The 21,604-nt window shown below is 74.9% G+C and carries 14 protein-coding genes; 4 read left to right on the plus strand and 10 right to left on the minus strand.

Translation table 11 applies throughout. The annotated features are described in order from the left end of the window. Positions 1-10: 10 nt before the first annotated feature. Entirely contained in the window at positions 11-1,060 is a 1,050-nt protein-coding gene (locus tag C1A33_RS00960) for a diacylglycerol/lipid kinase family protein (RefSeq protein ID WP_101829628.1), read from the minus strand. 162 nt (positions 1,061-1,222) lie between these two features. Here C1A33_RS00960 and C1A33_RS36095 point away from each other — a divergent pair, with 162 nt between their 5' ends. After that, a complete protein-coding gene (locus C1A33_RS36095) occupies positions 1,223-1,825 on the plus strand; it encodes a hypothetical protein (RefSeq protein ID WP_243407047.1) in 603 nt (200 codons plus the stop codon). 4 nt (positions 1,826-1,829) lie between these two features. On the opposite strand, the gene C1A33_RS00975 is transcribed toward C1A33_RS36095, so the two are convergent. The 4 genes from C1A33_RS00975 to rfbC all read right to left on the minus strand — a co-directional run bounded on the left by C1A33_RS00975 (position 1,830) and on the right by rfbC (position 5,063). Next, on the minus strand, positions 1,830-2,876 hold the full coding sequence (locus tag C1A33_RS00975) for an RNA polymerase sigma factor SigF (RefSeq protein ID WP_101829629.1): 1,047 nt from the start codon (positions 2,874-2,876) through the stop codon (positions 1,830-1,832). Continuing rightward, positions 2,873-3,409: an anti-sigma factor gene (locus C1A33_RS00980; protein ID WP_101829630.1), complete on the minus strand. Its 537-nt coding sequence runs from the start codon at positions 3,407-3,409 to the stop codon at positions 2,873-2,875. Before C1A33_RS00980 ends, C1A33_RS00975 begins: the two co-directional genes overlap by 4 nt. Before the next feature lie 416 nt (positions 3,410-3,825). Further along, on the minus strand, positions 3,826-4,428 hold the full coding sequence (locus tag C1A33_RS00985; RefSeq protein WP_101829631.1) for a GNAT family N-acetyltransferase: 603 nt from the start codon (positions 4,426-4,428) through the stop codon (positions 3,826-3,828). Beyond that, on the minus strand, positions 4,425-5,063 hold the full coding sequence (rfbC, locus tag C1A33_RS00990) for a dTDP-4-dehydrorhamnose 3,5-epimerase (protein WP_101829632.1): 639 nt from the start codon (positions 5,061-5,063) through the stop codon (positions 4,425-4,427). Before rfbC ends, C1A33_RS00985 begins: the two co-directional genes overlap by 4 nt. Before the next feature lie 992 nt (positions 5,064-6,055). On the opposite strand from rfbC, the gene C1A33_RS00995 reads away from it, so the two are divergent. After that, positions 6,056-7,285: an NAD(P)-dependent malic enzyme gene (locus C1A33_RS00995; protein ID WP_101829633.1), complete on the plus strand. Its 1,230-nt coding sequence runs from the start codon at positions 6,056-6,058 to the stop codon at positions 7,283-7,285. Between the two features lie 254 nt (positions 7,286-7,539). On the opposite strand, the gene C1A33_RS34495 is transcribed toward C1A33_RS00995, so the two are convergent. After that, the gene (locus C1A33_RS34495) at positions 7,540-7,809 is read right to left on the minus strand and encodes a hypothetical protein (protein WP_243407048.1); all 270 of its coding nucleotides are present in this window, start codon (positions 7,807-7,809) and stop codon (positions 7,540-7,542) included. A gap of 146 nt (positions 7,810-7,955) precedes the next feature. Between C1A33_RS34495 and C1A33_RS01005 the strand changes: the two genes are divergently transcribed. Beyond that, on the plus strand, positions 7,956-8,933 hold the full coding sequence (locus C1A33_RS01005; protein WP_101829635.1) for a zinc-binding dehydrogenase: 978 nt from the start codon (positions 7,956-7,958) through the stop codon (positions 8,931-8,933). 25 nt (positions 8,934-8,958) lie between these two features. On the opposite strand, the gene C1A33_RS01010 is transcribed toward C1A33_RS01005, so the two are convergent. The 3 genes from C1A33_RS01010 to C1A33_RS01020 all read right to left on the minus strand — a co-directional run bounded on the left by C1A33_RS01010 (position 8,959) and on the right by C1A33_RS01020 (position 14,515). Further along, positions 8,959-9,138: a DUF6104 family protein gene (locus tag C1A33_RS01010; protein WP_101829636.1), complete on the minus strand. Its 180-nt coding sequence runs from the start codon at positions 9,136-9,138 to the stop codon at positions 8,959-8,961. Positions 9,139-9,303: 165 nt separating this feature from the next. Then, the gene (locus C1A33_RS01015) at positions 9,304-13,122 is read right to left on the minus strand and encodes a multifunctional oxoglutarate decarboxylase/oxoglutarate dehydrogenase thiamine pyrophosphate-binding subunit/dihydrolipoyllysine-residue succinyltransferase subunit (RefSeq protein ID WP_101829637.1); all 3,819 of its coding nucleotides are present in this window, start codon (positions 13,120-13,122) and stop codon (positions 9,304-9,306) included. A 433-nt stretch (positions 13,123-13,555) separates the two neighbouring features. Further along, positions 13,556-14,515 carry a thiamine-monophosphate kinase gene (locus C1A33_RS01020; protein ID WP_480014301.1) on the minus strand — a complete coding sequence of 320 codons (960 nt, stop codon included), beginning with the start codon at positions 14,513-14,515 and terminating at the stop codon, positions 13,556-13,558. Positions 14,516-14,808: 293 nt separating this feature from the next. Between C1A33_RS01020 and C1A33_RS01025 the strand changes: the two genes are divergently transcribed. Continuing rightward, a complete protein-coding gene (locus tag C1A33_RS01025) occupies positions 14,809-16,158 on the plus strand; it encodes an acetamidase/formamidase family protein (protein ID WP_101829638.1) in 1,350 nt (449 codons plus the stop codon). A 140-nt stretch (positions 16,159-16,298) separates the two neighbouring features. On the opposite strand, the gene C1A33_RS01030 is transcribed toward C1A33_RS01025, so the two are convergent. Further along, entirely contained in the window at positions 16,299-21,344 is a 5,046-nt protein-coding gene (locus tag C1A33_RS01030) for an AAA domain-containing protein (protein WP_243407049.1), read from the minus strand. Positions 21,345-21,604 lie beyond the last annotated feature (260 nt).

Below are 21,604 nucleotides of genomic sequence, written 5' to 3' on the forward strand. Positions count from 1 at the left end.
CGCCGGGCGGTCAGGCGATGACGCGCAGGGCGTGCGGGTGGTGGGAGAGCAGGATCTCGGGGCTCTCGCCGAGGTACTCGCCGTCCATCTGGATGGGCAGCGGGTCGGCACAGCGGAAGCGGATCGTCGCCGCGTCGTGGTGGCGCACGACGTTGCCCCCGCGGGGGCCCTCGCCGTCGCCGAGCATCTGCGACCCCGCGCGCAGCACGGAGGACAGCCGGACCCGGCGCAGCGCGACCAGGTCCAGGCCGGTGTCGAACGACGCGTCCGGGCAGGCGAGCACCGGGCGGGAGTCCAGGTACGTCCACGGCCGGGTGTTGCACACGATGCCGAGCGCGATCCGCCGTTCGTCGTCCCCCGCTCCCTCGCCCGCGGCACCGCCGGGCGCCTCGGTCTGCGCGCGGACGCCGGCGGGGTCGGACTCGGGCCCTGGCGTGACGCCGATCGCCGCGGGATCACCGGGGGTGTGGGCGTCGGTCGTCTCCAGCTCGATGGTGGGGGCACCGCGGTCGGCCCGGCCGGACAGCTGGGCGGCCGCGGCCCGCAGGAACAGCCCGGGGGTGTTGCGCCGGCCCCGGCTGCGCTTGCGCTCCACCCGGTCCACCACCCGCGCGTCCAGCCCGACGCCGAAGCAGAAGCTGAACCAGCGGCGCTCCTCACCCCAGGCGGCCTGGCCGAGGCTGATCCGCCGGCTGCGCCCCGCGCGCAGCGCGTCCAGCAGCTCCCCGGTCGCCTCGACGGGCGAGGCGGAGTAGCCCAGGGCACGGACGAACACGTTGGTGCTGCCGCCGGGCACGACCGCGAACGCGGGACCGTCCGGGATCGGACCGTTCTGGAGCAGACCGTTGACGATCTCGTTGACCGTGCCGTCGCCACCGAGGGCGATCACCACGTCGACACCGAGTTCCACGGCGCGCGCGCCGAGCTCCATCCCGTGCCCACGGCCCTTGGTGACCACCGTCTCCAGCGCGAGGTCCGCCGCGAGCGCGCTGGCGAGGACGTCACGGACGCGCTCGGTTGTGGTGGTCGCGACGGGGTTGACGACCAGCAGCCCTCGCATGTCTCTACCGTAGTCCGCCCGCACAGGTCGGGCGGCGCCTGGGAAAACTCTCACATCGGGGAAACATGACAGACCGCGCGGGCGGTGGGTGACCTCGTCGGACGGCGACGGCCGGGGATCGGCTCGCGACGGCGCGTCGGGAGTGGACGTAGTGTCGGGCATATGGGATCCACCCGTCGCTCCGCCGGTCGGCCCGGCGACGACCGGCCTGGCACCGGGCGGCTCGGCACCGGGCGGCCTGGCACGGACCGGCCTGGCACCGGGCGGCTCGGCGCGGTGCGCGCGGCCGTGGCCGGCGCGTCCGTACCGGCCCGGCTGGCCAGTGTGCTGCTCACGGCCGAGGCACTCGTGCTGCTGGCGCTCGGCGTCCTGCAGGTGCTGCGCGGGTTCGGTTCCGACATCGACGACGTGGGCCGCGCGGAGACCGGCGGCGTGCTCGCGCTGATCGGAGCCGCGGGGATCGCGGTGCTGGCAGGGGGCGTGTTGCGACGGGGGGCGGCGTTCAGGTCGCCAACCCTGGTCGTGCAGGTGCTGTGCCTGCCGGTGGCCTGGGGCCTGCTGCAGGCGGGGGACTACGGCTACGGCGTGCCGCTGCTCGTCGTGCCGCTGCTCATCGTCGGCTCGCTGCTGGTCGCGGGCGGGTTCGGCCCGTCGGCGCCGGACGCCCGCGGCCCGGGTGAGCGAGCTTCCGGCGGGCGCGGTACGCGCGGGGACGACGCCGAGGCAGGCGTCCCGCCCACCGCCCGCCGTCCGCGTCGCCCGTGAGCGCTCAGCCGTCCTCGAGCAGGCCGCGGCGCAGCTGGGCCAGGGTGCGCGCGAGCAGCCGGGAGACGTGCATCTGGGAGATGCCGAGCTCGGTGGCGATCTGGGACTGGGTCATGTTCCCGAAGAAGCGCAGCAGCAGGATCCGCTTCTCTCGCGGCGGCAGCTTCTCCAACAGCGGCTTGAGGGACTCCCGGTACTCGACGCCCTCCAGCGACTCGTCCTGGACGCCGAGGGTGTCCGCGACGGCGGGTGCCTCGTCGTCGCCCGAGTCGGGCGCGTCGAGCGAGACCGCGGAGTAGGCGTTCGCCGACTCCAGGCCCTCGAGGACGTCCTCCTCGCTCATCTGCAGGTGCCGGGCGATCTCGCTGACTGTCGGTGAGCGGCCGAGGGTCTGCGAGAGCTCGGAGGTCGCCTTGGTCAGCGAGAGCTTGAGCTCCTGCAGGCGGCGGGGGACGCGGATCGCCCAGCCCTTGTCCCGGAAGTGCCGCTTGATCTCGCCGACGATCGTCGGGGTGGCGTAGGTGGAGAACTCGACGCCGCGCTCGGGGTCGAACCGGTCCACCGACTTGATCAGGCCGATGGTGGCGACCTGGACGAGGTCGTCGAGCGGCTCGCCGCGGTTGCGGAAGCGGCGGGCGAGGTACTCGACCAGCGGGAGGTGCATGCGGACGAGCTGGTCGCGCATGGCGGCGCGCTCCGCGTCGCCTTCGGGCAGCTCGGCGAGGCGCACGAACAGCGCGCGGGCCATCGCCCGGTCCGGGGAGTGGGACCGCTCGGTGGTGGCCTCGCCCGTCGGCTGGTCGCCCGCCTCGGCCGCCGGCGCGGAACCGCCGGTCGCGGCGGAGTGGGCGGCCGGGTCGGAGCCGGTGCGGGACGGCGCGCCCCGCTCGTCCTGGGTGGCCTGCCCGTTGCCGGCCGCGGGTCCGCCGTCGGTCGGCTGGTCGTCCACCGCCGCGGCGCGCTGGCTGAGCGCGGCCACGGGGTCCGGCGCACGCGGGTCCTCGTCGGGCGCGGTGCGCGGCGGGGTCGGGGTTCTGCCGGTGGACGTCACGATGTACCTACCGCGTCCACTGACGGGGCCGCGTCGGCGGCGCCCGAGCCCCGCACGTGGCCGGCGGGCGGCTCACCCAGGTCCGCCCGCACTCCGCGCCGCTTCTGCAGCGTGATGCTCACCTTGGAGCCGGGACCGGTGTAGGCCTCGACGTCCCCGGCCAGCGCCTTGAGCACCGTCCAGGCGAAGGTGTCCTCCGACGGCGGCTCGCCGTCGAGGCTCTCGACCGTCACCAGCACGTGCATCACCCCGGGCGACAGCGTGAAGGTGCAGTCCAGCGACGAACCGGGTACCGCGGAGACGAGCAGGAGCGCGCACGCCTCGTCCACGGCGATCCGCAGGTCCTCGATGTCGTCGAGGGTGAAGTCGAGCCGGGCGGCCAGCGACGCCGTCGCGGTGCGCAGCACGGTCAGGTACGCGCTTGCCGCGGGCAGCGTGAGAGCGACGACGTCGCGCAGTCCGCCGGAATGGGCGGTGTGGCTGTCGATGGTGTCGGAGTTCTCCGCGCCGCCGGTCGAAGGCGTCGGATCCACGTTCCTACCCCCAAAGAGCCTGCGTCGTGCGAGGGGTGGGTCCCTCGCGGGTGGCCGTAGCCGGACTAACGATGATGTTGTAGGTGACTGCCTTCCCGATCGCCGACCCCGTCAAGCCTCCTCCGCCCGGCCGTGACGTCCCTCATGCCAGCGCAACCACGTCCCTGCGGGACGGTCGTGCCCCCGGCGGAGCGGTCATGCCCGGTTGGGATAGGCGCTTGTCGGCGTCCGGTGACGGCCACCGCCTCCACCGTACCCAGCCGTCCGCGGGTGCCGCAGGTCGGGTGATCGAAAGTCGTCGCGAAGGGTACGGTCGCGGCTTCCGTGCCCCCGGTGCGGTGTCCGTCTGCTGGGTAAAATGACCGATTTATGCCGCTTTTAGCGGGTGCGGGGTGAGGGTGAGGGTGGCGCGACGGTCAGGCCGGCGCGGCCGGCGGGCCGGCGGTGGGTGGGTCTTCGGTGTGCTGGGTGTGGGGGAACAGTGAGATGCCGGGGCACGGGCTGGCCTGGGCGGCGAGGGCGGTCAGGGCATCGCCGTCGAGGCGCCAGGTCGTCCAGCCGTCGAGCGGGTGGGCCGCGAGCGAGCGGTAGAAGCCGTGGGCGGGGGTGTTCCAGTCGAGGACCGCCCACTCCAGCCGGCGGTGCCCGTGCTCGACGGCGATCGCCGCCAGCGCGGCGAGCAGGCCCCGGCCGTGCCCGGCCCGGCGGTGCTCGGCGCGGACGAACAGGTCGATCAGGTGCATCCCGGTCTGGCCGGTCCAGGTCGAGAAGGTCGGATGCCAGATCGCGAAGCCCACGACCGGGGGCGGGACCACCCCCTGCGCGGTAGCCTGGTCGGGGGCGGACAGCGGGTCCGGGGTCGCGACCAGGCAGTGGGCGCTGGGCATCGGGGCGAAGAGGGCGGCCTGCAGGTCGGCGGCGGTCATCGCGACCGCGCCGGGCTCGCTCTCATAGGCGGCGAGCTGCCGGACCAGCGCCAGGACGTCCTCGACGTCCCCCGGTCCGGCGACCCGGATCACCGCCCGCCACCCGCGCCGACGCTCGCGGCCGCGCCGGCGGCGCGCAGCTCCCGGTAGAGCGCCTGGCACTCGCGGTAGGTGGGCAGCAGGCCGGCGGACTCCGCCTCCTTCAGCGTCGGCGCCGCGGAGTCCTTCGCGGACAGCAGCGGCACGAGCTCCGGTGGCCAGGGCAGCGCCAGGTCCGGATCGAGTGGATGGATGCCGAACTCCCGGTCCGGCGTGTACGGCGTCGAGCACAGGTAGGAGATCGCCGCGTCGTCGGTCAGCGCCATGAACGCGTGCCCCAGGCCCTCCGAGACGTACAGCCCGCACCGGTCGACGTCGTCGAGGACGACGGAGGCGAAGGCGCCGAAGGTCGGCGAGCCGGTGCGGATGTCGACGACGCAGTCCAGGACGCGCCCGCGCACGCAGGTCACGTACTTCGCCTGGCTCGGTGGAACCTGCGCGTAGTGCACGCCGCGCAGCGTCCCGCTGCGGCTGACGCTGTGGTTCGCCTGTGACAGGGCGAGGGGGTGGCCGACGACCTCGGCCAGGGCGTCGGAGCGGAACCACTCCAGGAAGGTCCCGCGGCTGTCGGAGTGCTGACGCGGGGTGAACACCCAGGCGTCCGGAACCGATAGTTCGCTGATCTCCACGACTGTGACGGTACCGGTTACCCGCGACGGCCCACAGCAGGCCGCGCGGCCCTGTCGGGACGCGTTGGTGCACAGGTGTGGCTCTTGCGGAGGACTGGCTCCGCTGGTGGGTGGGCGGGCCCGTCCGTTACCGGGGGTTATGCCAGTGCCGCCTGGAGTCATGTTCTCGGGTCGCGGCCGGGGTCGCCCGTCCCGCATGTCGATCCCGCTCCTTGGTGCCTGTGAACGAGGCCATGTGGGGATCGTGGCGGCCGGCGGTCGGGCCGGCGGGTTCGCGTCGGGGACGGCCCGCGTGGGCTGGCCACTGAGACCACGCCCACGGTCCGGCGGGCGGGCGAGGTCGATATCCATTCCGGCGATAGTTTTTGTGTTCGTGTCGAAGAACTCGTCGGGTGCGCGGGGCCACTCGGCAACGACCTTCACGGCGGCCCGGCCGCATCGCCCTTTGGGTACCTGACCTGCGAGAACTTCGTCCACGCTGCAGGTTGGGGAGGGTCTCGGCGCCGGTGTGGAGCCGCTGATCCCGCTGCCGGAGGCAGTCCTCGAAAAGGCGATTGTCGCGGCGAGGCCGGATATCCTGGCCCCATGACGAAAGGCATCGATGTGCACTGACGACCACTAGGCTCCGCGCGGCGCGACGTGTGACATGAGCGGGTTCGAACCGCACCCACCCCTGATCATGTGATACTTCGGCCACGCATCCGCACCCGGTTCGTGTCGGTCCGTTTCGATCCCGCGGCAACCCTGCTCGACCTGTTCGCCGTGAGCGAAACCTTACGGTGAACGGCGCCGGGCCCGCGTGCCATATTGGATGTGCCCCGGGCACCCCCCGGGTTCTTGTCCCGCCCCACACGATGTGGTGGGACCGCTCAGGCTCGCCCTCCCGCGGACCACGCCACGCTCGGGGGGCGGGCAACCTTGTAGCCGCCGTCCTGGTGGGACCACGACCGCCCCAGCGGGTCCACCGGCGGCTTGTCCGAGGAGCAACCTCCGTGACCGCAACCACTGACCATTCGACCCTCGACTCCACCGCCGCGTCGGAGCTGGCCGCGGTCAGCCCCCGGCCGTCCGACGACGACCCCGCCTTCGCCCTGCACCGCGGCGGGAAGATCGGCGTTGCGCTCACCGTCCCGCTGGAGAACCGCGAGGACCTCTCGCTCGCCTACACCCCCGGCGTCGCCCGGGTGTGCACGGCGATCGCCGAGACGCCGGCCCTCGCCGACGACTACACCTGGCGCTCCAACGTCGTCGCCGTCATCACCGACGGCACCGCCGTGCTCGGCCTGGGTGACATCGGCCCCGCGGCCTCCCTGCCGGTCATGGAGGGCAAGGCCGCGCTGTTCAAGCACTTCGGCGGCGTCGACGCGGTGCCGCTCGCGCTGGACTGCACGGACGTCGAGCAGGTCGTCGAGACCGTCGTGCGGCTCGCCCCGAGCTTCGGCGGGATCAACCTGGAGGACATCTCGGCGCCGCGCTGCTTCGCGATCGAGCGGCTGCTGCAGGAGCGGGTCGACATTCCGGTCTTCCACGACGACCAGCACGGCACGGCGATCGTGGCGCTGGCGGCCCTGGAGAACGCCGCGAAGCTGACCGGGCGGACCCTCGGCGACCTGCGCGCGGTGGTGTCCGGAGCGGGTGCGGCCGGCGTCGCGGTGACCCGGATCCTGCTCGCCGCCGGCATCGGCGACATCGCCGTCGGCGACAGCCGCGGCATCATCTACCCCGGCCGCGACAACCTCACCTCGGTCAAGGCGGCGCTCGCCGCGGAGACCAACAAGGCGCACCTGACCGGTTCGATCACGGACGCGCTCAACGGCGCCGACGTGTTCCTCGGTCTGTCCTCCGGCAAGGTGCCGGAGGAGGCGGTCGCCACCATGGCGCCGGAAGCCATCATCTTCGCGATGGCGAACCCGGACCCGGAGGTGGACCCGGAGGTCGCGCACAAGTACGCCCGCATCGTGGCGACCGGGCGCAGCGACTACCCCAACCAGATCAACAACGTGCTGGCCTTCCCGGGCTTGTTCCGCGGTGCCCTCGACGTGCGGGCCAGCCGGGTGACGGAGGGCATGAAGCTCGCCGCCGCCGACGCGCTCGCCGCCGTCATCGCCGACGAGCTCACCGAGGACCACATCATCCCGAGTGTGTTCGACGAGCGGGTCGCTCCCGCCGTCGCCGCCGCGGTCGCCGCGGCCGCCCGGGCGGACGGGGTCGCCCGGCGCTGAGCCGAGCAGTGGAGGATCACGCGCCCGTGTGGCGGGAGCGTGACCGGTGCGGGTGGGGCACCGGTGCGGGGTGGGCGGCCGGAGCGTGGGCCGCGGGCATGGCCGGGGCGGCCATCGCGCCGCCAGCACCGGCGATCGGGTTCTCGGGGCCCCGCGGAGCTTCTCCGCGGGGCCCTGTGCCGTTTCCGGGGCTGGTTCGTCAGGAGTGCTGGGGCGGGGTGTGGTCCGTGCCTCCCGCCGGCCGGGACGAGCCGTCAGACGCGGTTGCAGCCCGGGCAGGGGCGGTTCTCGGCCGCCTCGGCGAGGGGGCGCAGCGTCCCGCAGCCCTTGTAGGAGCAGCAGACGAAGTCCGCGGGGAGCACGGTGATGACCGGCGTGCCGTCGATGATGACCGTGGCGGGGGCCTCCGGCGCTGGCGCCGGCCGCCGCCGGCGGCGCCAGCCCAGCCGGCGGTGGGAGCCATGCCGTTCGGGCGTGCCCGGGCCGTCCTGGTGGGTCACCACGGCCTGCCCACCGCCTCGCACGCGCTCGTTCTGCCCACGGCGATGAGTTCAGCACACCGGCGGGGCGCGTGCGCGGGTCGGGGCGGAGGATCCGTGTTCGTCGGGATCGGCGCCGCGGCCGCCGGCGGATACTCGCCCCGCGGCGCGGTCGGCCGTAGGTTCGACGTGTGCTTGCCGTCGCCGCCGTCGCCCTGCACCCCGACAGCCCACTCGACGGACTGGACATCGGGGATCGGCCCGAGCCCACGCCGCCGGACGGATGGACCACCGTCGAGGTTCGGGCCGCCTCGCTGAACCATCACGATCTCTTCAGCCTCCGTGGGGTGGGCCTGCCGGCGGACCGTCTCCCGATGATCCTCGGCTGCGACGCCGCGGGCGTCACCGCCGAGGGGGAGGAGGTCGTCGTGCACGCGGTGATCGGGGATCCGGCGGCGGGCGGCGGCGACGAGACGCTGGACCCGCGCCGGACCCTGCTCTCCGAACTGCATCCGGGCACGCTCGCGCAGCGGGTCGCGGTGCCGCGGCGCAACCTCGTACCCAAGCCCGCGGAGCTCTCCTGGGAGGAGGCGGCCTGCCTGCCGACGGCCTGGCTCACCGCGTACCGGATGGTCGTCTCCCGGTCCGGGCTGCCGGCCGCCGGTGGCGGCAGCGTGCTCGTGCAGGGCGCGGGCGGCGGGGTCGCCACCGCCGCGCTGCTGATCGCCAAGGCCGCCGGGCACACCGTGTTCGTGACGTCGCGCGACGAGGACAAGCGGCGTCGCGCCGCGGCGCTCGGCGCGGACGCGGTGTTCGAGCCCGGTGCGCGCCTGCCCGCTCGGGTCGACGCGGTCATCGAGACGGTGGGTGCCGCGACCTGGGGGCATTCGGTGCGCTCGCTGCGCCCGGGCGGCCGGATCGTCGTGTCCGGCGCGACCAGCGGGCCGAATCCACCGGCCGAGCTCACCCGGATCTTCTTCCTGCAGCTGTCGGTGATCGGCTCGACGATGGGCAGCCGCGGCGAACTCGCGGATCTGGTCGGCTTCCTCGCGCGTACCGGCATCCGCCCGCCCGTGCAGGAGGTTCGGCCGCTGGCGCAGGCGCGTGGCGCGTTCGAGCGGCTCGCGGCCGGGGACGTCTTCGGCAAGCTCGTCCTGGTTCCCGGCTGATCATCTCGCCCCCCGGCCGGGGAGCTCAGAGGTCCGGGTCGTCGTCGGGGCGGGCGAGCCAGGTGGCGAGGCGTTCCACCGCCTCCTCGAACTGCGGGTGCACATCGACGAACGCGCGCAGCGAGTCGGCGAGGCCCTCAAAGGTGACCGTCTCCTCGCCGCGACGGTCGACGAGTTCCTCGATACCGCGATCGGTGAAGTACATCCGCGCTCCTGTTGCCCGGCCGATCCCCCGCCCCCGTGACGCCCCGGTGCCTGCTCCGGGCGCCGTCGCGGATGGTGCCCGCTGACGATGCCGTCCGCGAGGATCAGGCTAGCCCACCGGCGGGTGGCCACCGCCCACGGGAGGCAGCCACCGGCCGGGTACGGCTCAGATCTCGTAGGCCGCCTCGACGAGCGCCCGCTGCTCGCGCTCGTGCACTCGCGACGAACCAGATGCCGGCGCGGCGGCGGCCCGCCGGGAGATGCGGCGCAGCCGGATCCCGCGGGGCAGGTACTCGGCGATGTTGAGCGCCATGTGCGGGTAGGCGCCCTGGTTCGCCGGCTCCTCCTGCACCCAGACGACGTCGTCGACGTTCGGGTAGCGCTCCAGCACCGCGGCGAGCTCCGGCCCGGGGGTCGGGTAGAGCTGCTCGACGCGCAGCAGCGCGAACCGGCCGGCGTCGTCGTGCTTGTCCCGCGCGGCGGCCAGGTCGTAGTACACCTTGCCGGAGGACAGCAGCACCCGGCGCACGGCCGACGGGTCAGCGACGGCCGCGTCGTCGATCACCGGCTGCCAGGCGCCGCCGGTGAGCTCCTCCACCGCCGAGGTGGCCGCCTTGAGCCGCAGCATCGACTTCGGTGTGAAGACGACGAGCGGGCGGCGTACCGGCGAGAGTGCCTGGCGGCGCAGCAGGTGGAAGTAGCTGGCCGGGGACGACGGCGCGGACACCGTCATGTTGTTGTCCGCGCACAGCGACAGGTACCGCTCGATGCGGGCCGAGGAGTGGTCCGGCCCCTGCCCCTCGTAGCCGTGCGGGAGCAGCAGGACCAGCGAGGAGCGCTGCCCCCACTTCGCCTCGCCGGCGGTGATGAACTCGTCGATGATCGACTGGGCGCCGTTGGCGAAGTCGCCGAACTGCGCCTCCCACAGCACCAGCATGTCCGAGCGGGCCACCGCGTAGCCGTACTCGAAGCCCATCGCCGCGAACTCGCTGAGCAGCGAGTCGTAGACGTAGAAGGTGCCGACGGCGGTGTTGTTCTCCGTGCCGTCGAGGCCGTGGCGCAGCGTGCGCAGCGGGGTGTGGTCCTCGGCGGTGTGGCGGTCGACGAGCACGGCGTGGCGCTGGCCGAAGGTGCCGCGGCGGCTGTCCTGCCCGGTCAGGCGGACCGAGCGGCCGTCGAGCAGCAGGGTGCCGAACGCGAGCGTCTCGGCGAGGGCCCAGTCGATCCCGGCGGACTCGACCATCTGCGCGCGCCGCTCGACCTGTGGCCGCAGCCGCGGGTGCACGGTGAAGCCCTCGGGCAGGGTGACCTGCGTCTGGATGACCCGCTTGACGGCCTCCAGCGGCACGGCGGTGCTCACCGCGGCGGCCGCGGCGGCTTCCTCCGGCGTGGTGACGATCCGCGGCTGTGGGGCCGCGCCGGACGGTGTGGTGTCCCGCGTCTGCGCGAACGCCTTCTCCAGCTCCGCCCGGTAGGACTTCATCGCCTCCTCGGCCTCCTCGCGGGTGATGTCCCCGCGGCCGATCAGCGCCTCCGTGTAGAGCTTGCGCACCGAGCGCTTGCTGGCGATCGTGTCGTACATCAGCGGCTGGGTGAACGACGGCTCGTCCATCTCGTTGTGGCCGCGACGCCGGTAGCAGAGCAGGTCGATCACGACGTCCTTGTGGAACGCCTGGCGGTACTCGAAGGCCAGCGCAGCGACCCGCACGCACGCCTCCGGGTCGTCCCCGTTGACGTGGAAGATCGGCGCCTGCACCATCCGGGCGACGTCGGTGGCGTAGACCGACGAGCGGCTCGAGTCCGGCGAGGTGGTGAAGCCGACCTGGTTGTTGATGACCAGGTGGATGGTGCCGCCGGTGCGGTAGCCACGCAGCTGGGAGAGGTTCAGCGTCTCGGCGACGACCCCCTGCCCGGCGAACGCGGCGTCACCGTGCACCAGCACGGGCAGGATGGTGAAGCCCGAGTAGCCCTTGTCCAGGATGTCCTGCTTGGCGCGGACGACACCCTCGGTGACCGGGTCGACGGCCTCCAGGTGCGACGGGTTCGCGACGACCGACACCGGCACCTCGCGCCCCGACCGACCGCTGTACACGCCGTCGGCACCCAGGTGGTACTTGACGTCGCCGGAGCCGTGCGCGGTCTGCGGGTCGAGGTGGCCCTCGAACTCGTCGAAGATCTGCCGGTACGACTTGCCGACGATGTTCGCGAGCACGTTGAGCCGGCCGCGGTGCGCCATGCCGATGACGACCTCGTCCAGGCCGGCGTCGGCCGCCCGGTCGAGCACCTCGTCGAGCGTCGGGATGGTCGACTCGGCACCCTCGAGGGAGAACCGGCGCTGGCCGACGTACTTGGTCTGCAGGAAGGACTCGAACGCCTCCGCGGCGCCGAGGCGCTCCAGCACGTGCAGCTGCTCGGCCGGGTCGGGGCGCTCGGCGGAGCGCTCGACCCGGGCCTGGATCCAGGCCCGCTCGTCGGGCTCCTGGATGTGCATGTACTCGATGCCGACCCGGCGGCAGTAGGAGTCGCGCAGCACGCCGAGGACGTCGCGCAGCGACATCGTGCGCTGCCCGGCGAACCCGCCGACGGCGAACTCGCGGTCGAGGTCCCACAGCGTCAGCCCGTGGCTGATGATGTCCAGGTCGGGGTGGCTGCGGATGGCGAACTCGAGCGGGTTCGTGTCGGCCATCAGGTGCCCGCGCACCCGGAAGGCGTGGATCAGCTCCTGCACCCGGGCGCCGTGGTCGAGGTCGCCCTCGTGCACCACGGGGATGTCGGCCACCCAGCGGATGGGCTCGTAGGGCACCCGCAGCGACCGGAAGATCTCGTCGTAGAAGCCGTCCTCGCCCAGCAGCAGCTGGTGCATCCGGCGCAGGTACTCGCCCGACTGGGCGCCCTGGATGATCCGGTGGTCGTACGTGCTGGTCAGCGTGATCGTCTTCGAGATCGCGAGCCTGGCCAGCGTGTTCGCGGATGCGCCGGAGAACTCGGCCGGGTACTCCATCGCGCCGACGCCGATGATCGTGCCCTGGCCCTGCATCAGCCGGGGCACCGAGTGCACCGTGCCGATGCCGCCCGGGTTGGTGAGGCTGATGGTGACCTCGGAGAAGTCCTCCGTGGTCAGCTTGTTCGTGCGGGCCCGGCGGACGAGGTCCTCGTAGGCGATCCAGAACTCGCGGAAGTCCAGCGCCTCGGCCTTCTTCACCGCGGCGACGACGAGCTGGCGGCCCTTCGGCGTGACCAGGTCGATCGCGAGGCCGAGGTTGATGTGCTCCGGCTGGACGACCGCCGGCTTGCCGTTCACCTCGGTGTAGGAGGCGTTCATCGCCGGGTGGGCGGCGAGCGCCTTGACCATCGCGTAGCCGATGACGTGCGTGAACGACACCTTGCCGCCGCTGGAGCGGGCCAGGTGGCGGTTGATCACGATGCGGTTGTCCGCGAGGAGCTTCGCCGGGAACGCCCGCACCGACGTGGCGGTCGGGACGTGCAGCGAGGTCTCCATGTTGGTGACCACGCGCGCGGCGGCACCGCGCAGCGGTGTGGCCACGGCACCGGCGGGCGCGGCCGGGGCTGCCTTCGCGGCTGGGGCTGCCTTCGCGGCTGGGGCTGCCTTCGCTGCCGGGGCCGCCGAGGTGGCGGCGGCCGGCGACGCCGCGGGGGCCCCGGTGGCGGGCTTGGCGCGGGCGGCCGGCGCGACCGGGGCGGGAGAGGTCGCGCTGGCCGCGGCGGCGGGCACCGGGGCGGCCACGGTGCTGGGCGCCGGCTCGCCGGCCGCGGCGGGGGACGATCCGTTCGGCGCCGCGGCGGCGGCCGTCCCGGCGGTGCCTGGGCCGGTCGGCGGCGCGGTCGGCTCGTAGTCGGAGAGAAACTCCCGCCACTCCGGCGACACGCTCTGCGGATCTTCGAGAAACTGCTGGTAGATCTCGAAGACCAGCCATTCGTTGGGTCCGAAGTCAGGTCCGGACGCAGGAACCGTCGGTGCTGTCACGGGGCCATTCGCCTCTATCCACGGTCTCACTTCACGGCCTCCGAAAGGCCCTTCTGCCACCGTCTGCTCAGGCTACCCGCTCCCTGCGGCGGCAGCCGCACTGGTCCCGCCCTGTCGGGTCACACGGGCGCTGCGTGCCCGGCCGGTGTCCGCCCGGCGGCACGCGCGGCCAGCGGCGGGCCGAGAGGGCGATACCGTCCGTGGTCGCCAGGGTGGGCGACGTGTGTCCGATCCGGGCCTTTCGTCGAGGTTTTTCGTCTCGGGAACGCGGCGCGGGTGACATCCGTTAGAGTGGGTAGCGCCGGTCCGCATCATGGCCCCCGGACCCAATAAAAGTCGCTTCGAGCGACCTACGCCCGTGAGGCGACCTGGCGGGCCGGCGCCCAACCTTCCAGCACGCCCGAGGCACGGGGCGGCTGGCGTCTCGGCGGTATCAGTCGAAGTGGTTCCAGCCGCCCGGGCCGGCGGGCGGCTGGCCGTCCACCGTCACGCCGTCACCGAGCAGGACCGTTCCGATCGGAACGCACCCGGCGGGCGGCGGCACCGTCGGTGGCAGGCAGGCGACGAGGGAATGGTCCTCCCCGCCGGCCAGCGCCCAGCCGAGCGGATCCACGCCGAGTGCCGCCGCCGCCGAGCGCATCCGCGGGCCGATCTCCAGCGCGGCCGAGCGGATCTCGACGCGCACCCCGGAGGCGGCCGCGATGTGGCCGAGATCCTGGGCCAGCCCGTCCGACACGTCGCACATGGCCGTCGCGCCCGCCGCCGCCAGCACGGGCCCGAGCCGGTAGGGCGGGCGCGGCCGGCGGTGCGCCGCGACGAGATCCTCCCAGCCGTCGCGCCCGGCGGTCAGCAGCGCGAGCCCGGCCTCGGCGTGGCCGACGGGCCCCGCAAGTACCACCACGTCACCCGGGCGGGCGCCGGAGCGCAGCACCGGCGGCCGTCCGGCGAGATCACCGAGAGCGGTCACGCCCAGCATGATCGAGTCGGCCGAGCTGACGTCGCCGCCCGCGACGCTCGCGCCGGCCCGCGCGCACTCGGCGGCCAGCCCGTCGGCGAGGGCCAGCGCCCACGCGGCGTCGAGCTGCCCGGGCCCCGCGAAGCCGACGAACAACCCGGTCGGGCGGGCCCCCATCGCCGCCACGTCGGCGAGGTTCTGGGCCGCTGCCTTGTGCCCGACGTCCGTCCCGGACGACCAGTCCAGGCGGAAATGGCGGCCCTGTAGCAGCAGATCGGTCGTGACGACCACCCGGCCGTCCGCGGCGGCGAGGACGGCCGCGTCGTCGCCGGGCCCGACCAGCACGTCCGAGGTTCTCGCGAACCGGGCGGTGAGCTGCCTGATCAGCTCGAACTCGCCGAGGTCGCGCAGTGTCGGGCTCACCGCGCCGGGGCCCACGCGATGGCACCGAGGCGCCCCCCCACCGTCGGGATCCGACCGTTCGCCACGGGCGCGGACGCCGTGCTCACCCACCCGAACCGCAGGTCGGCGCGGAATGACGGTGATCGCAACAATTACGTGACCTTTCTGTCATATTCCACTGAAAATCTGTCGCGGGTGCGCAACCTGCCCTGTCACTTCGCGCGACCCGCGTCGTCCACCTGGCCCCAGCGGGTCGCTCGAGTGCCCGCCGCGGCGGCTCGGCACGCCGGCGGGCCGCCCGGCCGGCCCCGGGCCCTGTAGGGCCGCCGGTGGCGCTGCAACCTGGCCGCGGCAAGATCGAGGGTAGGCACTACCTGCCCTCCACCCCGGAGACCGTCACCTGGGGTGAACTACCGAACGCGCTGACCAGACCGGTTCTCAGTGTCGACTCGGGTGCCACGGTGACGTTCGACACCGTGAGCCAGGAGGGCGTTCTCGGCGACCAGGGACGCGACCCGGACGCCTTCTTCGCGGACCTCGGCGTGGCTGCCCCGGAGGTGCTGGCGGACGCGCGGGCGATCGCGTCGTCCAGCCTGCCCCACCGGTTCGGGGTGGACGCTCCGCACATCGTGACCGGCCCGGTGCTCGTGCGCGGCGCCCAGCCGGGCGACGTGCTGCGGGTCGACGTCGTCTCGCTGCATCCGCGGGCCCGGTACGGCATCGTGTCGACCCGGCACGGCGCGGGCCTGCTCGCCGGCGAGGTCCCCGAGGGCGGCCCGCCGGAGCCGGGCGCTGGTGAGCGGCACTGGCAGCGCTTCGGCACCCTCACCACCTTCTGTGCCGTCGAGCGCCGACGCGGCCGCCTGTTCGGGGCGCTGGCCGGAGTCGGCGGCACCCGCACCCGCTTTCCGCTGGCCCCGTTCCTGGGCGTCATGGCGGTCGCGGTGGACAGTACCACCGAGGTGATCGCGTCGACCTCGGTCGGACCGCACGGTGGTGCCCTGGACTGCGGGGAGCTTGGCACCGGCGCCCGCCTGTACCTGCCGGTCCAGGTCGCGGGCGCGCTGTTCGCCGTCGGCGACCCGCACTACGCCCTCGGCGAGGGAAAGATCGGCGCCACGGCGCTGGAGGGCCCGCTGCGGGCGACCCTGCGGCTGAGCGCCCTGCGCGACGCGGGCGCGACGGCCGTGCTGGGCGCGCTGCGCGAGCCGTTCATCGAGACCGACGCGAGCTGGGTGACGGTGGGCGTCGACATGGAGCTCGCCGAGGCGATCCGCCGCGCCACCCGCTCGGCCGTGCTGTTCCTGCACAGCAGGCTCGGCCTGGACCGCGCGGACGCGGTGGCCTACCTCGCGGCCGCGGCCCATCTGCGCGTCGGCCACCTCGGCCCGGGGCCGCAGACCGCGTTCTGCCTGATCCGCCGGGCCGACTTCCCCGACCCGCTGGCGACGAAGACCCGGCTGGCCCGCCCCGCGTTCGCCCGCATCGGCGGCGGCGGCGACGCCGGTGATCCCGGCCCTGACGCCGATCCCACCCACGGCGGGGACCCGGAACTCGGCGAGCCCGCGGCCGGCGGCGCCGACGAGTCCGGCTGGCCGAGCCCGCGCCAGCCGCTGGGCGAGGCCACCCGTGCGCGGCCCGAACCGGACGAGGTCGCCGGCGGTGCCCAGCCCGGCTGAGCTACCGCACTGATCAGGACGTGACGGCCCGGCGCTCGGCCGCGGGCGGGTCCGACGGTCCCGCGGGACCGCGGCATCCCGCCGCCATCGATCAGCCGCGCTCGGTGCCGGACCCCAACGTCCATCCAGGCGCGGGGGCGTCATCGAGGCCCTCCAGTTCGGACAGGGCGATCGGCCGCCAGCGGGCGAGCGCCTCGTCGACGCCGGCACGCACCCGCCCCCACCAGGGGCACCCCGGCCGCGCCGGGCGTCACGGCGGGGGCCAGCGGGGCGATCCCGACGGCGGCGAGGCGCGGCCACAGCGTGGCGAGCGCCGCGTCGGGGTCGCGCTCGAAGTCGGACTGGCGGACCCGCCAGAACCGCCAGCCAGCGCGGCGCAGTTCCCGCTCCCGGTCGAAGTCACGGGCGATCCGCTCGGGCCCGGTGCCGGCGTCGCCGTCGCAGCCGACCGCGAACCGGGCCCGCCCGCCGTAGACGACCAGGTCGATCTCCTGACCGTTGACCTCCAGTCGCGGAGCGACGAGGTAGCCACGCTCGGCGATGCGACGGAACACCCGCTGCTCGAACAGCGAGCCGAACGCGGGATGCGGACGGTCGAGCGGGACCTCGGCGGGCGACGGCGCCCGCGCTCCGGCCGGCGGGACCGCCGAGCGCGCCGAGGACAGCACGTACCCCAGATAGCTGTGCCGCAGGTCCTGGTGGTCGAGGTCGGTGAGGCCCACCGAGTGGAACAGCCACACCTGGTCGCGGGCGCGGGACGCGGCGACGTTGAACCGCCGCTGGTACTCCAGCCGGGTGAGCGGGACCGGTCGGTCGGCTGGCGCCACGACCAGGGAGACGAACACGACGTCGCGTTCGTCGCCCTGGAAGTCGGCCGGGGTGCCGACCCGCAGCCGGCGGCGCAGATGCTCGGCGGCGGACATCCGCTCGGTGAGCAGGTCGCGGATCAGCGTGGCCTGCGCGGTGCCCTGGGCGACCACCACGCCGAAGGTGAGACCGCCGTAGCGGGCGTCCTCCGCGCAGGCCAGCACCTGCGCGACCAGCGCGTCGGCCTCGGCCGGGTTGCGCGGGCCGGCGGGGGTGGCCACGGTGGCGCCGTGCGGCACGAACCGGGCGGCCAGCGGTGGGAGCCGGTCCGCGCCGAACTGGCGCAGCGGCACCAGCGGCGCGTCCCGGTAGAACATCGCCGACGACCACTCGATGATCTCCGGCATGCAGCGGAAGTGCTCGCGCAGCCGGACCACCTCGCCGAAGCGGGTGCGCAGCAGGCCGAACAGGCTCGACCGCGGGGTGAACCCGACCCGCAGCCAGGAGGGCACGTCGGGCAGCAGGGCGTCGAGCCGGTCGAGGACGGCGCCGGAGTCCTGGGCGGGATCGTCCGGCGGGGTGCACTGCCGGTCGTCGCCGACGACGATCACCCGGGGTGCGAGCCAGAGCAGGAACAGGCTGTCGAGCCCGGCCTGGCTGCCCTCGTCGACGATGACGACGTCGAAGCTGTCCCGCACCGGCGGGATCGTCGAGAGCACCTCGCCGATCGGCATCACCCAGGCCGGGACGGCCGACTGGGCCACCTCCATCGCCTCCCGGGCGGCCTGCCGGTAGCGCTCGGTGTGCCGTCCGCCCAGGGTGCCGCCCGCGGCGACGGCGTCCGCGTAGGCCCGCAGTGCCGCCGACTGCTCCGCGCCCATCCGGGCCAGGCAGTGTCGCCAGGCCCGGGCGCCGGCGAGTTCGGCGGTGGTGGCGGCGACGACGTCCTCGGCCGCGTCCAGCTCCGCGTCCAGGTCGGTGGGGGACGGCTGGTCCGCGTCGGCGACCCGGGCGAGCCAGCTCGCGGCGCGCGCCCAGGACCAGGCGGCCGTGAACGCGCCCAGCCGTCCCGGCCAGGGATCCTCGTCGGCCTCGGCACCTGGCGGCGTGTCGCCGCCGGTGCGCGGCTCGGTGGCGGTCATCGCGGTGGCGGTCGTCGCGGTGGTGAGCAGGTCGGCGAGGGCCGGATGGGCGGCGCGGACCTGGGCAAGCAGTGCGTCGCGCCGGGCGGCGTCCCGTTGGCGGGTCAGCTGCGCGGACAGGGCGGCCTCGGCCTCGGCGTAGGCGTCGCGGTCGCGGGCGGTGGTGGCCGCGGCGACGTCGGCGAGGCGGGAGGGCGCGTGCGACGCGGCGGCCAGGCGGTCGTGCTCGGCCGCGACGTCGGTCAGTGCCTGGTCCGCGGCGGCGGCGGCCGTCACCGGCGCGAGCGCGGCGATCGTCGCGGCCAGGCCGCGGATCTGCCGCGCGGAGGCGACGGCGGGCGGGTGGCCGGGCGCGAGCTGGCCGGCGAGCGCTGTGACCTGGTCGCGCGCCGCCACGACCGCGTCGATCGCCTCGATCACCTGCTGGCCCTCGACCAGGCGGGACAGGCGGAACTCGATCGGGTCGGCGGGGCGGGGCGGGCGGCCGATCAGCGTCCAGGCCCGTTCGGCGGCGTCGACGGCGAGTTGGGCGCGCAGCCGGGTCAACGCGAGCGCGAGCAGGTCGGGCGTGGTCGGAGCCAGGCCGTCGACGGTGACGTGGCGCAGCAGCGCGTCGGCCTCCCGCTGCACCCGGGACCGCCAGCGGCGGCGCACCTCCCCGCCCTCGTCGAGGTGAGCCGCCAGGGCCTCACCGCGCGCGAGCAGCGTGGCGGGATCGAGGCCGGCGCCCGCGGCGGGATCCTGCGCGTCGCCGTCGCCGGTCGGGTCCGGCGCCGTGCCCTGCCGTGCCGTGGTGTCCCAGCCGGTGCCCGCGGCGACGGCGTTCGCGATGTCGGGTGCGGAGTAGCCATGCGGGGCCGTGTCGGCGTCGGGGTCGATCGCGGCGACGGCACCGAGGAGGGCGCTGTCGGCGGCCGCGCCGCCGACAGCGCCCGCGTCGGCACCCACGGCCGAGGCCGGGCCGGTGATGCCGGGCGCGAGGGCGGCCGCCGGGAGTTCGACGGCGTGCAGGCCGAGGTCGGTGACGTGCCGGATGGCCTCGGCGACGAGCGGGGCGGCGGCGCTCACCTTCGCCCAGGGGAGACGGTCGCGCCCGGCCAGGGCGTCGTCGAGGGCCGCGGGGATCCAGTCCCGTTCACTGAGCCGTTCGGCGTGCGCGTCCAGGCCGTCGAGGGCGCGGGCGAGAGCGGTCACCGCGACCCGCAGCGGTTCGACCGACGCGGCGGGAGCGGTGGCGAGCGCGTCGAGCAGCCCGCGGGCGGGCGGGTCGAGCGCGGCGCGGGCGATGTCCGCCGCGGCGCGGGCGGCCGCGTCGATGTCCAGCAGCGCCGCGAAGCGCGTCGCCGCCAGGACGGGCCACTGCCCGGCGGCGCCCGGCCGCCCGTCGTCCGGCAGGGAAACGCCCGCGTCCCCGTCCGCACCGACGGGGACCCGCCGGAGCAGCACGAGCAGCTCCGACGCCTGCTCGTCGGTGAGCGGCGCCGCCCCGACGGCGGATCCGGCGGGTCCGGCGGGTCCGGCGGGGCTCGCCGCGGCGGGTGTCGCGGGGACGGGCAGCGGCAGCCAGCCGTGGCGGGGACGGCCGGCCCGCACCCGGGCGGCGACCGCGGCGCGGGTGCCACCCCAGCCCGGGCCCACCTCGGCGTCCGGATGGACCGCGAGCTCGGCGGCGCGCAGCGTCCGGGCCTGGTCGGCGAGCGCCTCCCGGGCGGCTAGCGCGGCCTCGCGCCGCCGCAGCGCCCGCTCGACGCGGCGTTCGAGGGCCTCGGGCTGGTAGGTGGCCCGCTCAGCGGCCAGCGCGTTCACGCTCGCCGCGAGCTCCGGCGACCCGACCTCCGCGCCCGGCGCCCCGGCCGGTCCCGCCGAACCCGACGCCGTCCCGGCGGCCGTCTCGGCGGCGGGTTCGGTCGGGTCCGCCGTGTCGGTCAGCGAGACGCACAGGCGTTGCAGGTCCGGGGGCAGCTTCGCCCGCAGCACCCGCAGGGCCTGCGCCTTCTGGCTGGTGACGAGGACGCGCTGGCCCTCGGCGAGCAGCGCGCAGATCAGGTTGGCGATCGTGTGCGTCTTCCCCGTGCCGGGCGGGCCCTCGACGACGACGCCGTTGTCGGCGCCGAGCCGTTCCAGCACCCGGGACTGCTCGGGGCTGGTCGGCAGCGGCAGCAGCGGGTCCGCGCCGAGCACGTCGCCGCTCGTCGCGCCCTCCGCCGCGAGCCACGCGAGCCGCCGCGGGGTGTCCAGGGTGGCCACCAGCTGGGCGAGGCCGAGGGGTGGCGGGCCGTCGCCGCGCAGTGCCTCGAGCATCCGCTCGTAGTACCCGAGCAGCGCCGCCTGGCCGCGGACCCGCAGCACGAGCGCCGGCGCGAGGCTCACCTGGGCGGGCATGTCGCCGTCCGGTGGCGGTGGCGGCGCGGCCTGCGGCGTGAAGCCGTCGCTGGGAATGTCCAGGGCAAGGGTGAGCCAGTCGCGTAGCAGGCGTGCGTCGAGCGGTCCGAGCGGGGCGGCGGGGCGGTTGTGCAGGCGTTCGTGCAGGGTGTTCGTCCGCTCGGGGCGGAAGCCCGGGACGGCGTCGAGCAGCGGCCCGTCGCCGAGCCGGGTCGACGCGCCCGCTGGGATCCGCACCCGGATGTCGGAGCTGACCGGGTCGATCTCGCAGCCGACCCGGGTGGTCAGCAGGTGCTCGCGGATGAGCGGGCCGCCGGGCGGCCGCCAGGTGAGCAGGCCCGTGGCCAGCACCAGCTCCAGCGCGTCACCCTCCTGGGCGACCCGGGCGGCGAGGGCGTGCAGCGTGTTGTGCAGCGCCCGTCGCTCGGCGTCGGCGCGGGCCCGCCCAGCCCAGATCCGCCAGCCCGGCAGCCAGTCCCGATAGGCGGCCTCGGCCCGCTCGTCGTCGGGACCGGTGCCACCCTGCCAGGTGGGTGGATCGCCGGGGTCGGCGTGCGCCGCGTCGGGCAGCCGGAGCCGGTCGGCGAGGATCGGTGGTGGCGGTGGTGGCGGGGGCAGCGCGGCGGCTGCCGGCGCCGTCAGCAGGACCTCGCCGGGCCCGGCGTGCTCGACGGGGTCGATGCCGGTGGGCAGGTCGGCCAGCCAGACGACGAGCGGATGCTCCTCGACGCGGCGGACCCGGGTGCCGCGGGCGACGGCGAGTTCGTGCAGGAAGCGCACCAGCCGGTGGCAGCGGTCCGCCAGGGCGGCGCGCTCGTCGGCGGTCGGGGCGTGCGCCTCGCCGGGGCCGCTCACCGCGACGCCGCGCCGGCGGCCTGGCGCCGACCGGGGCCGTCCGGGGGCAGGGCCCGCGGTCCGTGGACTGCCAACCGATGCCCTCCTCGGAAGTCCGACGTGGGCGCGCCCCGCGCGCCTGCCTGTCGCCGGGACACCACGCGTGGTGTCCCGACACGGACCGCCAGCATCGCGACCCAGGGGGTGGGATGCCCGCGACCACGGCGATGTCCCTACTCCTACGCATAATGCCGGCTGTGGGCCCCGCCCCGCCGCCCGGG

It is taken from the genome of Frankia canadensis, from assembly GCF_900197875.1.
GTDB lineage: Bacteria > Actinomycetota > Actinomycetes > Frankiales > Frankiaceae > Frankia > Frankia canadensis.